Source organism: Roseomonas sp. TS2 (genome assembly GCF_058833935.1).
Genome location: NZ_JCACVY010000132.1, coordinates 1 through 12,527, shown reverse-complemented (window position 1 = coordinate 12,527; position 12,527 = coordinate 1). Strand labels below are relative to the sequence as shown.

Here is a 12,527-nt window from a genome sequence, read left to right as displayed (position 1 = left end):
CCGCCAGCGCGGCGCCCATCGCGTTCAGCCGGAAGGCTTCCAGGAAGTCGGCCGCCGTCAGCCGCTTCAGCGGCTTCAGCGGGATCGAGCCGACGCAGTAGGCCAGCCCGCCGAGGCGCGGCCCGGCCGCGCCGATGGCGGCGGCCAGCGCCTCCGGGTCGGTCGCGTCGGCGGCGGCATGCGGGGCGCCCAGCTCCCCGGCCAGCGCCGCCAGCCGCGCGGCGTCGCGGGCGATGAGGAAGGGCTCGTCGCCGCGCGCGGCCAGGCGCCGCGCCAGGGCGCCGCCCACCCCCCCGGTGGCACCGATCACCACGATCCGCTCGGCCATACGCATCTCTCCGGTCTCTGTTGCGCCTTCTGCCAGATGGGCGGCCCGCCGCGAAGCGGAACCCCGCGCCGGCCACGCCCCTGCGCCCCCTGCCGCGCGCCCTCCCCCGCGACAGATGCCGCGCCGCGTGCCAAACTGCCGAACATGCGGCAATTGCTCCTGCTACGGCACGCGAAATCCTCCTGGGACGATCCCAGCCTGCCGGATCACGCCCGCCCGCTCAATGCGCGCGGGAAACGCGCCGCCGTCGCCATGGCGGGGGTGATGCACGGCCTCGGCCTGTCGCCGGACATCGTGCTGGTCTCCTCCGCCCGGCGCACCCTGCAGACGCTGGAGGCGCTGGCCCCGCTGCCGGACAGCCCGATGGTGGAGCCGATGGACGACCTCTACCTGGCCCCCTGGCAGCGCCTGCTGGAGACGCTGCGCGAGGCACCGGAGACGGCCCGCAGCCTGCTGCTGATCGGCCACAACCCGGGCCTGCACGACCTCGCCCTGGCGCTGGCGGGGCCGGCGGGCATGGCCGGCAAGGCGCCCGGCACGCAGCGCCTGGCCGATGGCTACCCCACGGGCGCGCTGGCCGAGTTCGCCATCGCCGCGCCCTGGCGGCTGCTGGAGGCGGGCGGCGGCCGGCTGGTGCGCTTCGTGGCCCCGAACGACCTGCCGGAAATGGCCGTCTGAACGATGACCCTGTGCCTTGACCTGACGCTGCCGCCCGAGGCGGCGGCGAAGCTCTGGCGGCATCCCGCCCTGGCCGCGCGCGGCCGGCCGCGCGCCACCGCCGAGGCCTGGGACTGGCTGGACAGCGCCGGCGGCACGCTGGCCAAGGCCGGGCTGGCGTTGCGCTCCGGCGCGCGGGGCGGCCGCCGCCTCTGCCCGCTGCGCCTGCCGGAGGATGAGGCTGCGCGGCCCGGCGCCGCGCCGTCCGGCACCTCCATGGCCGGCCTGTCCCTGCCGGGCACGCCCCTGCCGGAGGGCACCGTGCTCCCGGCGGACGCGGTGCCGGCGGAGGCGGGCGAGGCGGCGCTGCTGCCCGTCGCGCACTATGCGGGCCGGGTGGCGCAGTCGCCGCCCGATGCCGCCGGCGTCGCGCTCCGCTGGCGCACCGGCACGCTGCGCGCCGGCGAGCGGCAACAGGCCGTGGCCTTCCTGACCCTGGAGGGGCCGGCGGAGGCGGTGCTGGCCCTGGCCACCGCCCTGCCCGGCCTGCCCGCCGCCGCCGGGCTGGACGAGCTGGCGCTGGCCCTGGCCCGCGGCACCCCGCCCCGCCCGCGCCGCAAGGGCGCGCCCGACCTCGGCGGCGCCACGACGCCGGACGACGCGCTGGCGCTGGCCATCGCCCACCTGACGAATGTGCTGCTGGCGCAGGCGCCGCTGGCCCGCCCGGAGGCCGGGCCGGAGGCGGTGCACCAGCTCCGCGTCGCCGCCCGCCGGCTGCGTTCCTGCCTGAAGGCCTTCCGCCCGATGCGGGACGGGCCGGCCCTGCGCGCGCTCGATGCCGGGCTGCGGGACCTGGCGCGGGGGCTGGGCGAGGCGCGCGAATGGGACGTGTTCCTGGGCGGGCTGGGGGCCGAGCTGGCCACGGTGCTGGGGCCGGACCGGCGCTGGGCGCAATTGCTGCGCGCGGCGGGGCAGCGCCGGCTGGAGGCCTATGCGCGGCTGCGCGCCACCCTGGAGGGCCCGGCCTTCCACACCCTGGCCTGGCAGGCGGTGCGCCTCGCGGCGATGCGGGACTGGGGGGCGCCGGACGGCGCCGCGGCGGAGGCGCCGCTGCGCGCCCAGGCGGCCGGGCTGCTGGCGCGCCGCCGCCGCAAGCTGCTCAAGGGCGGGCGGGAGATCGAGTCGCTGGACGACCACGCCCTGCACGAGCTGCGGCTGGAAGCCAAGAGGCTGCGCTACGTGGCGGAGCTGTTCGCGCCGCTCTGGCCCGGCAAGCCGGCGCGGCGCTTCCTCCGGCGGATCGGCGCGTTGCAGGAGGCGCTGGGGCTTTCCAACGACACCGTGGCGGCCCGCGCCCTGGTGGCCAGCCTGCAGGGGGGCAAGGGCACGGGCGCGCCGGGCTGGGCGATCGGCCTGGCGGAAGGCTGGGCGCTCTCGGCGGGGCGCGACACCCGGCCCGCCGCTCTGCGCGCCTGGCGCCGCTTCCTGCGGGCCGAACCCTTCTGGGACGATGGCTGAGCGCCGGGAGTCTTCAACCGGCGCTTGAATCTCCCCGCCCGGCTGGGTTAACGCTTTGCGGCGTGTTGACCCGTCGCCGCATCTTCCGCCCCGCCCCCGCACCGCGCCGCTGGCGCGGTTTCGCGCTCGGCTCCAGCCTGGCCATGCTGGCCCTGGCGATGGCCGGGCTCGGCCTTCCCGCCAACCTCTTCGGCTCCGCCCCGCGCGAGCAGGACTGGGTGGCCAGCGCCGAGAGCGTGCGGGTGGTGGATGGCGACACGCTGCGCCTGGGCGAGCGCACGCTGCGCCTGGCCGGGCTGATCTCCCCCCCGCGCGGGCAGACCTGCACCACGCCCGGCGGCGTCGGCTTCGATTGCGGCGGCGCCGCGGCCGAGGCGCTGGCGCGGCTGGTGCAGCGCAGCGACATCGCCTGCCGCGTGCGCGGGCGGGACCGCTTCGGCCGGGCGCTCGGCGTGTGCGAGGCGGGCGGGGTGGAGACCAACACCGCCCTGGTGGCCGCCGGCTGGGCGCTGGCCGAAAGCGGCGCCGCCGGCCTGCAGGCCGCCGAGGCCGCGGCGCGGAGCGCCGGGCGGGGCCTCTGGTCCCACCCCGCCGGCGCGCCGGAAAGCTGGCGCGCGCGCCCCTGAACGGCCCTTCGCCACCCGGGTTCCATCCTGCCCTCGCGGCACCAGCCATGCACCCCCCGGATGGACAAGTCCGCGGGGCGACGCCTAATCTTGCGCTGCATCATAGACGGCGCCGGCCCGACTGGCGCCGCCCCCCCGATAAGAGGACGACGCCATGAGCAGCACGGCCAAAGGGTCCGTCACCGTCACGCTCGACGGATCCAACAAATCCGCCACACTGCCGCTGATCCAGGGCTCGATCGGGCCGGACGTGTTCGACATCCGCAAGCTGTACAGCGAGCTCGGCGTCTTCACCTTCGACCCCGGCTATGGTGGCACGGCGGCCTGCGAGAGCGCCATCACCTATATCGACGGCGACCAGGGCGTCCTGCTCTACCGCGGCTACCCGATCGAGCAGCTGGCCGAGAAGTCGAACTTCCTCGAGGTCTCCTACCTGCTGCTCTACGGCGAGCTGCCGACCAAGGAGCAGCTGGCGAAGTTCGACCGCGGCGTGACGCTGCACACCATGCTGCACGAGCAGCTGCGCACCTTCTTCAACGGCTTCCGCCGCGACGCGCACCCGATGGCCATCCTGTGCGGCGTGGTCGGCGCGCTCTCCGCCTTCTACCACGACAGCCTCGACATCTCGGACGCCAAGCAGCGCGAGATCGCGGCCTACCGCCTGATCGCCAAGGTGCCGACCATCGCCGCCTGGGCCTACAAGTACTCGATCGGCCAGCCCTTCGTGTACCCGCGCAACGACCTCAGCTATGCCGAGAACTTCCTCTACATGCTGAACGCGGTGCCGGCCGAGGAGTGGAAGCCGAACCCCATCCTCTCCCGCGCCATGGACCGCATCCTGGTCCTGCACGCCGACCATGAGCAGAACGCCTCCACCTCCACGGTGCGGCTGGCCGGCTCGACGGGCGCCAACCCCTTCGCCTGCATCGCCGCCGGCATCGCCGCGCTGTGGGGCCCCGCCCATGGCGGCGCCAACGAGGCGGTGCTCAAGATGCTGGACGAGATCGGCAGCGTCGAGAACATCCCCTCCTTCATCGAGAAGGTGAAGGACAAGAACTCCGGCGTGAAGCTGATGGGCTTCGGGCACCGGGTCTACAAGAACTTCGACCCGCGCGCGAAGATCATGCAGGCCACCTGCCACGAGGTGCTGAGGGAGCTCGGCATCAAGGACGAGCCGCTGCTCGACCTCGCCATGGAGCTGGAACGCATCGCGCTGTCGGACGAGTATTTCGTCTCCCGCAAGCTCTACCCGAATGTCGACTTCTATTCGGGCATCATCCTGAAGGCGATGGGCATCCCGACCCACATGTTCACCGTGCTCTTCGCCGTGGCGCGCACCGTGGGCTGGGTGAGCCAGTGGAAGGAGATGATCGAGGAGCCGGGCCAGCGCATCGGCCGCCCGCGCCAGATCTACACCGGCGCCACGCAGCGCGACGTCACGCCGCTCGACAGCCGGGCCTGAACCCGGCCGCCCCGGGCGCGCGCCCGGGGCCCGGCAACGCACTGGAACACGCCCCGCCCGGCCCTGCCGCGGCGGGGCGCTGCATTTCAGGGCAGTTCAGCCGGTGCGGGCGGCGATCAGCGCCTCAGCCTCCACCGGCAGGACCGGATCGGCGCGCAGCGGCTGCAACGGCACGACGTTGCTCGGCATGACGGCGACGTAGCGGAAGGAGACCTCGCTGGTCGGCAGGAACGCGGCGCGGCACTGGCGGCGCGAGAAGTGCAGCCCCTCATCGGCCGGGTCGCGCGCATACTGGGCGCCCATGACGAAATAGCCCCCCGGCGCGCGGCCATAGGCCCGCTGCAGCATCGTCAGCATCAGGTGCCAGCCGGTGCCGTTGCGCGTATCCCGCGCGCCGGATTCCAGGAAGTAGGTGTTGGGGCCGAAATCGATGCCCGCGAAGGCAGCCATGTCCTCGCCGCCGCCCCGCGCCACGGCGAGGAAGTTGTTCTGCCGCAGCGCCATCAGCCGCATGGCGAAGCGCAGGAAATGCCGCGCCAGCCGGAAGTCGAGCTGCTTGCGGTCCGCCAGCATGGATTTCAGCGCCTGCAGGGCGGGCCAGCGGCGCAGCGTCTCCCGCCCCTGCCGGATCTCCACCGCCAGGTCGGCGAACTGCTCCTGCGCCCGCTTGGCGTTGCGCCGGGCATTGCTGCTGAGGCCGCGCAGATAGGCCTCCCAGCTGCTCCATTCCCGGAACGAGACCGCATGCACGGTGATGGGCTCGACCGCGGTGACGGTGACGCCGGGGATCGCGGCCAGATCGGCCTCGCGCGGCGCTTCGAGGCTCCATTGCGAGCCATAATGATACTCGCCCGCCCCGAGCCGGCCGAGCACCGCCTGCATCGCCTCGGACCACAGCTGCTGCTCCTCGGGCAGCAATTGCAGGCTATCGGCGAAGACCCGCCGCCGCAGGCTGATGCCCACGGCACACTGGCCGATCTTCCGCCGCTCGCCACCACGCACCGCGTGGATCTCGAGCAGGCGGAGCCGGTAAGGCAGGTGATGATCGAGCTGCCAGAGGGCCAGAGCCCCGTGCGCGCAGCGAAACGAAGCTCCGCAACGCTGCGCAAAGCGGTCCCATTCCGCCACGCCGGCGGCGCAATCGGAGATGACGAGGTTTGTCGACATGGACGGAGAGCTGCCGTGCTTTTTGTGGATGCACCCACCGGGGCGGCAGGAGCAGCGCAGCATATCATCGCAAAATTTCGACAAATTCAGTTAATTGGTGAATTCTCATCCACGGATCATGTCTGAGACTCATTGCGCAGCAAGGTGCTCGAGCTTGTGATCCGGGTTATCCGGTTAAGCGTCTGTAACAGAGCTGTTGCGCAGGCCCCGTCTCCGCTTGGCGGAGGCCGTGTGCGCGCGCCGCCTTGAGCAGCCAGCGCAGGCCACGGGGCGTTTACGGCAGCGCCCGAAGGCCCGCCGGACGGCCTGCCCGGCAGCCGCGGCCATGCCGCAGGCATATGCCTCCGGCCAAGCACGGCAGCCATCGGCGGAGGATCGTTTGGGAGGATGTACAGACGCCCAGACTGGGCCAGGGCTGCAAAGCCTTGGCGTCCCCTAGGGGATTCGAACCCCTGTTACCGCCGTGAGAGGGCGGTGTCCTAGGCCTCTAGACGAAGGGGACTGGAGGCGTCGTGTGAGGGGGCTTCTATCGGGTGGTGCGGCCCCGATCAAGAGGCCGAAGTTCCATTTCCGCATCCGGAACGCTTTTTTCCCGTGCCGCCGCCTTGGCGGCGGGATGCCGCCCATCGCGGCAGGCCTGGCTGCAGAAGCGCACCTCATCCCACACCCGCGCCCACTTCCGGCGCCAGGCGAAAGGCCGGCCGCAGCCGGCGCAGGGCTTCTGCGGCAGGTTCGGCTTCTGGTGCGGCATCGGCCTCCTCCTCCGGCAGCCCGGGCTCACTCGCCCAGGCGGATCTCCCCGGCCACGCGGCCGCCCCGCGGATCGACCAGCAGGATCCGCGCGCCATCGGGCCGCTCCACCCACACGGCCAGCCGGCCATCCAGCACGGCGATCTGACCGATCCGCGAACCAGGCGGCTGGCGCAGGGCGAGATCCGTGCTAACCCCGCTGGCGATCCCGTTGGCGACCCCGCCGGCGGCGCTGTTCATCCGCTGCACCAGCGCCACCACCAGCGCCACCGTGGCGACGATGATCATCACCCCCATCACCACCACAAGAATCTTGAGCCCGCGCACCGACACCCCCCGCACCGAAACGGCCGAGCCCGGCCCCATGCCGGACGGCCCCCATGACATACTCGCCGGCCCCGGCGATGCGGGCAGCCGCGCCGACCGGTTCCTGGCCGGCGCGATAGGCACGTTGTCCCGCTCCCGCGTCAAGGCGCTGATGGAGGCGGGGCATGTGACGCGCGACGGCGCGCCGCTGACCGATCCGTCGGAGGCGGTGCGGCCGGGGGCGCTCTACCGCGTGGCGCCGCCCGCGGCCCTGCCGGCCACGCCGCTGGCCCAGGACATTCCCCTGACCATCCTGTTCGAGGATGCCCACCTGATCGTGCTGGACAAGCCGGCGGGGCTGGTGGTGCACCCTGCCCCCGGCAACCAGGACGGCACGCTGGTGAACGCCCTCCTCGCCCATGCGGGCGAGGAGCTGACCGGCATCGGCGGCGAGAGGCGGCCCGGCATCGTCCACCGGCTGGACAAGGACACCTCCGGGGTGATGGTGGTGGCGAAGAGCGCGGTGGCGCACCAGATCCTCTCCGAGGCCTTTGCCAACCGCGACCTGGAGCGGTCCTACCTGGCGCTGGCCTGGGGCGTGCCCGCGAAGCGGCAGGGGGAGATCGAGGCGCCGGTCGGCCGCCACCCGACCGACCGCAAGCGCATGGCCGTGGTGAGCCGGGGCGGCAAGCCGGCGCTGACACGCTTCGTGACGGAACGTGCCTGGGGCAGTGCCTGCGCCCTGCTGCGCTGCCGACTCGCCACGGGCCGGACCCACCAGATCCGTGTGCACCTGTCGCATATCGGCCATCCGCTGGTGGGGGATCCGGTCTATCTGCGGCGCCTGCCGGCCGCCGCGAAGGGTCTGCCGGACGCGGCGCGGGACACGCTGCTGGCCTTTCCGCGGCAGGCGCTACACGCTGAAACGCTTGGCTTTAACCATCCCGTAACCGGCGCTGCGCTAAGGTTCTCCGCGCCCTTGCCGCCCGACATGCAGGCCCTTCTCACATTGCTGGACGGTAACCCGGCGTAACCCGACTATTACAGTCGGGATTTTCTTGCGCAACCCGGCCAACAAGAGTAGCGTTCACCTGTCGCCAACGCCGGGTGCCACCACCAAGGCGCGGCCGTCGGAACCGTCCTTATTCTTGTGACCCCTGGACGGGTCGGCGCGTCAGGGCTTGCGCGGGGACGACCGGACCTATCGCCCGGAGCTCGCCGTCACAGGGGCTCCCGGCCGGTGCAGGAGGCAGATGCTGACCATGGCTTCCACTTCAATGATCCCTATTGCTCCTGAGGGCAATCTTTCCCGCTACCTCCAGGAGATCCGCAAATTCCCCATGCTTTCGCCGGAGGAGGAATTCCGCCTGGCGAAGGAGTGGAAGGACAATGGCGACCAGCAGGCCGCGCATCGTCTTGTCACCTCGCATCTGCGCCTCGTGGCGAAGATCGCCATGGGCTATCGTGGCTACGGCCTGCCCGTCGGTGAGCTGATCAGCGAGGGCAATGTCGGCATGATGCAGGCTGTCCGCCGCTTCGATCCCGACCGTGGCTTCCGCCTGGCCACTTATGCCATGTGGTGGATCCGCGCCGCGATCCAAGAGTACATCCTGCATTCGTGGTCGCTCGTGAAGATGGGCACCACGGCCGCGCAGAAGAAGCTGTTCTTCAACCTGCGCCGCCTGAAGGGCCAGATGGCCGCCCTGGAAGAGGGCGACCTGCAGCCGGAGCAGGTGGAGAAGATCGCCCGCGTGCTGCAGGTTCCCGAGCAGGACGTGGTGTCGATGAACCGGCGCCTGGCCTCGCCCGACAATTCGCTGAATGCCCCGGTGCGGGCCGACAGCGAGGGTGAGTGGCAGGATTGGCTGGTCGATGAGAGCGAGAGCCAGGAATCCGAGATCGCCGAGCGGCAGGACATGTCCAACCGCCGCGAGCTTCTCGGTGAGGCGCTGAAGACGCTCAACGAGCGCGAGCGCCATATCCTGATCGAGCGCCGCCTCAAGGACGAGCCGACCACGCTCGAGGAGTTGTCGCAGCAGTACAACATCTCGCGCGAGCGGGTGCGGCAGATCGAGGTGCGCGCCTTCGAGAAGCTCCAGAAGAGCATGAAGACGCAGATCATGGAACGCCGCCTGACGGCCGAGTGAGAACCAGGGGAAGCAGGCCTTCCCCTGGAACCCGCCTCCCTCTCTCGCACGGCAGTTCCGGGGCGCCACTGGCGCCCCGAAGCGTTTCAGGCGGAGGCGTTTCAGGCGAGCGGGTCATGGCCCCAGTTCATCAGGCTATGGCGCCAGCGCGTGTCCGTCACATCGCCCTTCGGGCGCTGCTTGCCATGGCGGTGGACGTAGCCGATGACCTTGCGCATGTCGGCCAGGTCTTCCTCCGACAGATCCGCCTGCCTGCGCGCCTTGATCTCCAGGATGCGCTGGCCCATCCGGTGGCCCACCGCCTCCCCCTGCCCCTTGCCGGTGACCCTCTCGCCCTCCGGCGTCATGCCGACGCTCTGGCTTTCCTCGCTGCCAAGCCATTCGCGCAGCGCGGCGGGCGCCATGTTCACCACCTTGCGGAATTCCGCGATGGTCTCGTCGCGGTCGCCGCTCATGCGTGCTTCTCCAGGGCTTCCTGAAGCTGCGCCTTGGTCATGCGGGAGCGGCCGCGGATGTCGCAGCGGCGCGCCTCCTGCATCAGCGTCTCGCGCGTGGGGGCGTCGCTGGCACGGGCGCGGGCGGCCTTGCGCGCCACATCCGGCGGCTGGGCGCTGAACTGGCGGCCCTTGCGCGTATCCGCCCGCTTCTTCGCGGTGCTGCGGTCGTATTCACCCTTGCTGAGGGTCTCGCGCGCCTTGCGCGGAAGGTAGCGCTCCCCCGTCTCGGCGCTCTTCGCGCCGGAGCGGGTGCCCCAATCCTCGTCCTGCCACTGCTTCAGATGGTTGTCGGCGCTCCTGGCGCCTTTGTAGCCGCCGCCCGCCGCCTTGTATTCGGCGGTGGCGCGCTGCGCCTTGCGCGCGGACCACTGGCCGGGCCTGCCGCCCTTGTCCTCGCGCGTGACCTTGGCCTTGACCGTCTCCCAGAGTTCGGGATCGGTCTTCCGGGCGGTGCCGGCCATGCCTGCCTCCATGAAGGGATGGCAGGAAAACGGCCGGTCACCGGTTCCGGTTGCCCCGCTGCAGGCAGGGGGCGCCAGGGGGCGTGGCCCCCTGGCCCATCGCCTCAGCCCGCGAAGGGGTCGCTGACGAGGATGGTGTCGTCGCGCTCCGGCGAGGTGGAGAGCAGCGTCACCGGCGCCTCCACAAGCTCCTCGATGCGCTTCACGTACTTGATCGCGGTCGCCGGCAGCTCCGCCCAGGAGCGCGCGCCCTGGGTGGACTGGGTCCAGCCTTCGAGCGTCTCGTAGATCGGCTCGGCCTTGGCCTGGGCGCCCAGCGCGGCGGGGAGGCGCTTCACCACCTCGCCGTCGATCCGGTAGCCGGTGCAGATCTTGAGTTCCGAGAGGCCGTCCAGCACGTCGAGCTTGGTCAGCGCCAAGCCCTGGATGCCGCCCACCTTCACCGCCTGGCGCACCAGGCAGGCATCGAACCAGCCGCAGCGGCGAGGCCGGCCGGTGACGGTGCCGAACTCGCGCCCCCGCTCGCCCAGCCGCTTGCCCACATCGTCGAACAGCTCGGTCGGGAATGGGCCGGAGCCGACGCGGGTGGTGTAGGCCTTGGCGATGCCGAGCACGGTGCCGACGCTGTGCGGCCCGACGCCGGCGCCCGCCGCCGCGTTGCCCGCCACCGTGTTGGAGGAGGTGACGTAGGGGTAGGTGCCGTGGTCGACGTCCAGCATCACCGCCTGGGCGCCCTCGAACAGCACGCGCTTGTTGCTGTGGCGGGCCTCGTCCAGCCGCTCCCACACCGCCTCGGCATAGGGCAGCAGCTTGGGCGCGAGCGCCACCAGCTTGTCCAGCAGCTCCTGCTTCTCGAAGGTGGCGGCGCCGAGGCCCTTGAGCAGGGTGTTGTGGTGCAGCAGCAGCTCGTCGAGCTTCTGCGAAAGGGTCTCCGGCTCCGCCAGGTCGCAGAGGCGGATGGCGCGGCGCGCCACCTTGTCCTCATAGGCCGGGCCGATACCGCGACCGGTGGTGCCGATCTTGGCCTCGCCGCGGGCTTCCTCGCGCGCCTTGTCGATCGCCGGGTGCAGCGGCAGGATCAGCGGCACGTTCTCGGCGATGCGCAGGTTGTGCGGGCCGACATCCAGCCCCTGCCCCCGCACGCGGGAGATCTCGCCCAGCAGCGCGTCCGGGTCCAGCACGACGCCGTTGCCGATGACGCCGAGCTTGCCGCGCACCACGCCGGAGGGCAGCAGGCTCAGCTTGTAGGTCTGGTTGCCCACCACCAGCGTGTGCCCGGCATTGTGGCCGCCCTGGAAGCGGACGACGATATCGGCCCGGCTCGCCAGCCAGTCGACGACCTTGCCCTTGCCTTCGTCGCCCCACTGGGCGCCGATGATGGCGACATTGGCCATGGTCAAGCAATCTCCTCGATCGGCGCGGCGCTGTCTCCGCGCAGGATGTGGCCGCAGCGGAGTTGCCGCGGCGTGTCGGCGGACGAAAGCGCCGCCACCGTGATGAAACCTTGCATGCGCAGCCGCGCCGCCGCCGCCGGGTCGCTGCCCAGCGGGAGGAAGACGCGGCGGGGCGGCGGCCCGGCGGGCGCCGCGCGGCGCACCGCGTCCGGGTAGAGCGTCATGCCCGTGGCCGCCTCCTCGCCGCTGCGGTAGCGGCCGCCGCGCGCGAGCTCCCCGGTGTTGCCCGGACCATAGAGGGTGAAGGCCACCCCGACATGATACTGCAGCCCGCGGAACTCCACCGGGTCCAGCGTGATGCGCAAGCCCGGCGCGCGGGCGCGGATGGCGGCGACGATGGCCGCCGCGTTGTCGGCGATGGCGCGCGCCTCGGGCGGCAGCTCGGCGTCGCGCAGCGCGGCGAGCGCCCGGTCGGCGGGGCCTGCGGCGGTGAGCAGCGCGGCGAGGCCGATGGCCGGCGGCCCGGCGATGGCGGCCAGCTCCGCCACGGCGGCGGCGTCCTTGCGGTCCAGCGCGCGGGCGAGGCGGCGGCGGAGGTCGCCCTGCACCCCGGCGGCATCGAGCAGGGCGGGCGCCATGGTGGGGAGCGTGATGTCGAGGCTCGGCGCGGCGATGCCGACAGCCGCCAGCGCCTCGACGCCGAGCAGCGCCACCTCGGCATCCGCCTCGGCGGAATCGGCGCCGATCAGCTCGATGCCGGCCTGCGGGATCTGCCGCTCCGGCGCCAGCTGGCTGCCCTGCACGCGCAGCACCTGGCCGGAGTAGGAAAGGCGCAGCGGGCGCGGCACATCGGCCAGCCGGGTGGCGGCGATGCGCGCCACCTGCGGCGTGGTGTCGGCGCGCAGTCCCATCATCCGGTGGCTGCCCGGGTCCATCAGCCGGAAGGTCTGCTCGGCCACGGCGGCGCCGGAGCCGGCCAGCAGGCTGTCCTCGAATTCTAGCAGCGGCGGCTTCACCCGCTCATAGCCATGGCTGGCGAAGACCGCGAGCATCGCCTCCACCAGCGCCGCCTCCCGCGCCGCCTCGGGCGGCAGCAGGTCGGAGAGGCCGGAGGGCAGCAGGGCAGGGTTGGGCAGGTCTTCGGTCATGGTTCCGGAGGCCGGGGCGCCGGTCGAAGGGCGCGGCACGGGGTCAGGGGCAAACGGCGGCTGTGT

The 12,527-nt window shown here is 72.2% G+C and carries 14 protein-coding genes and 1 tRNA gene; 6 read left to right on the top strand and 9 right to left on the bottom strand.

Annotated elements, in window-relative coordinates; translation table 11 throughout:
* Positions 1-328 (bottom strand): SDR family NAD(P)-dependent oxidoreductase (locus tag ACZJYS_RS17680; protein ID WP_493179786.1); only part of this gene is annotated, 328 nt, incomplete at its 3' end.
* A gap of 144 nt (positions 329-472) precedes the next feature.
* Between ACZJYS_RS17680 and ACZJYS_RS17675 the strand changes: the two genes are divergently transcribed.
* The 4 genes from ACZJYS_RS17675 (at position 473) to gltA (ending at position 4,591) form a co-directional block, all read left to right on the top strand.
* On the top strand, positions 473-1,006 hold the full coding sequence (locus ACZJYS_RS17675) for a SixA phosphatase family protein (protein WP_109515012.1): 534 nt from the start codon (positions 473-475) through the stop codon (positions 1,004-1,006).
* Positions 1,007-1,009: 3 nt separating this feature from the next.
* The gene (locus ACZJYS_RS17670; RefSeq protein ID WP_493179785.1) at positions 1,010-2,503 is read left to right on the top strand and encodes a CYTH and CHAD domain-containing protein; all 1,494 of its coding nucleotides are present in this window, start codon (positions 1,010-1,012) and stop codon (positions 2,501-2,503) included.
* A 65-nt stretch (positions 2,504-2,568) separates the two neighbouring features.
* A complete protein-coding gene (locus ACZJYS_RS17665; RefSeq protein WP_493179784.1) occupies positions 2,569-3,129 on the top strand; it encodes a thermonuclease family protein in 561 nt (186 codons plus the stop codon).
* 154 nt (positions 3,130-3,283) lie between these two features.
* Positions 3,284-4,591, top strand: a complete 1,308-nt coding sequence (gene gltA / locus ACZJYS_RS17660; RefSeq protein ID WP_109515009.1) for a citrate synthase — start codon at positions 3,284-3,286, stop codon at positions 4,589-4,591.
* Between the two features lie 96 nt (positions 4,592-4,687).
* Here gltA and ACZJYS_RS17655 read toward each other — a convergent pair whose 3' ends face one another.
* The 4 genes from ACZJYS_RS17655 to ACZJYS_RS17640 form a co-directional block, all read right to left on the bottom strand.
* The gene (locus ACZJYS_RS17655) at positions 4,688-5,758 is read right to left on the bottom strand and encodes a GNAT family N-acetyltransferase (protein WP_493179783.1); all 1,071 of its coding nucleotides are present in this window, start codon (positions 5,756-5,758) and stop codon (positions 4,688-4,690) included.
* A gap of 426 nt (positions 5,759-6,184) precedes the next feature.
* Positions 6,185-6,260: transfer RNA gene (locus ACZJYS_RS17650), tRNA-Glu, on the bottom strand.
* 24 nt (positions 6,261-6,284) lie between these two features.
* On the bottom strand, positions 6,285-6,509 hold the full coding sequence (locus ACZJYS_RS17645; RefSeq protein WP_109515007.1) for a DUF2256 domain-containing protein: 225 nt from the start codon (positions 6,507-6,509) through the stop codon (positions 6,285-6,287).
* Between the two features lie 26 nt (positions 6,510-6,535).
* Positions 6,536-6,835: a DUF6476 family protein gene (locus ACZJYS_RS17640; RefSeq protein WP_109515448.1), complete on the bottom strand. Its 300-nt coding sequence runs from the start codon at positions 6,833-6,835 to the stop codon at positions 6,536-6,538.
* Positions 6,836-6,872: 37 nt separating this feature from the next.
* Between ACZJYS_RS17640 and ACZJYS_RS17635 the strand changes: the two genes are divergently transcribed.
* Entirely contained in the window at positions 6,873-7,847 is a 975-nt protein-coding gene (locus ACZJYS_RS17635; protein ID WP_379649211.1) for an RluA family pseudouridine synthase, read from the top strand.
* A 229-nt stretch (positions 7,848-8,076) separates the two neighbouring features.
* A complete protein-coding gene (rpoH, locus tag ACZJYS_RS17630) occupies positions 8,077-8,961 on the top strand; it encodes an RNA polymerase sigma factor RpoH (RefSeq protein WP_109515447.1) in 885 nt (294 codons plus the stop codon).
* A gap of 101 nt (positions 8,962-9,062) precedes the next feature.
* Here the strand turns inward: rpoH and ACZJYS_RS17625 are convergent, their stop codons facing one another.
* The 4 genes from ACZJYS_RS17625 to ACZJYS_RS17610 form a co-directional block, all read right to left on the bottom strand.
* The gene (locus tag ACZJYS_RS17625) at positions 9,063-9,416 is read right to left on the bottom strand and encodes a DUF3140 domain-containing protein (RefSeq protein ID WP_493179782.1); all 354 of its coding nucleotides are present in this window, start codon (positions 9,414-9,416) and stop codon (positions 9,063-9,065) included.
* Positions 9,413-9,919: a hypothetical protein gene (locus ACZJYS_RS17620; protein WP_493179781.1), complete on the bottom strand. Its 507-nt coding sequence runs from the start codon at positions 9,917-9,919 to the stop codon at positions 9,413-9,415. Before ACZJYS_RS17620 ends, ACZJYS_RS17625 begins: the two co-directional genes overlap by 4 nt.
* 104 nt (positions 9,920-10,023) lie before the next feature.
* Entirely contained in the window at positions 10,024-11,313 is a 1,290-nt protein-coding gene (locus ACZJYS_RS17615; RefSeq protein ID WP_493179780.1) for an adenylosuccinate synthase, read from the bottom strand.
* Positions 11,314-11,315: 2 nt separating this feature from the next.
* Positions 11,316-12,461, bottom strand: a complete 1,146-nt coding sequence (locus ACZJYS_RS17610) for an ATP phosphoribosyltransferase regulatory subunit (RefSeq protein WP_109515002.1) — start codon at positions 12,459-12,461, stop codon at positions 11,316-11,318.
* Between the last annotated feature and the right edge of the window lie 66 nt (positions 12,462-12,527).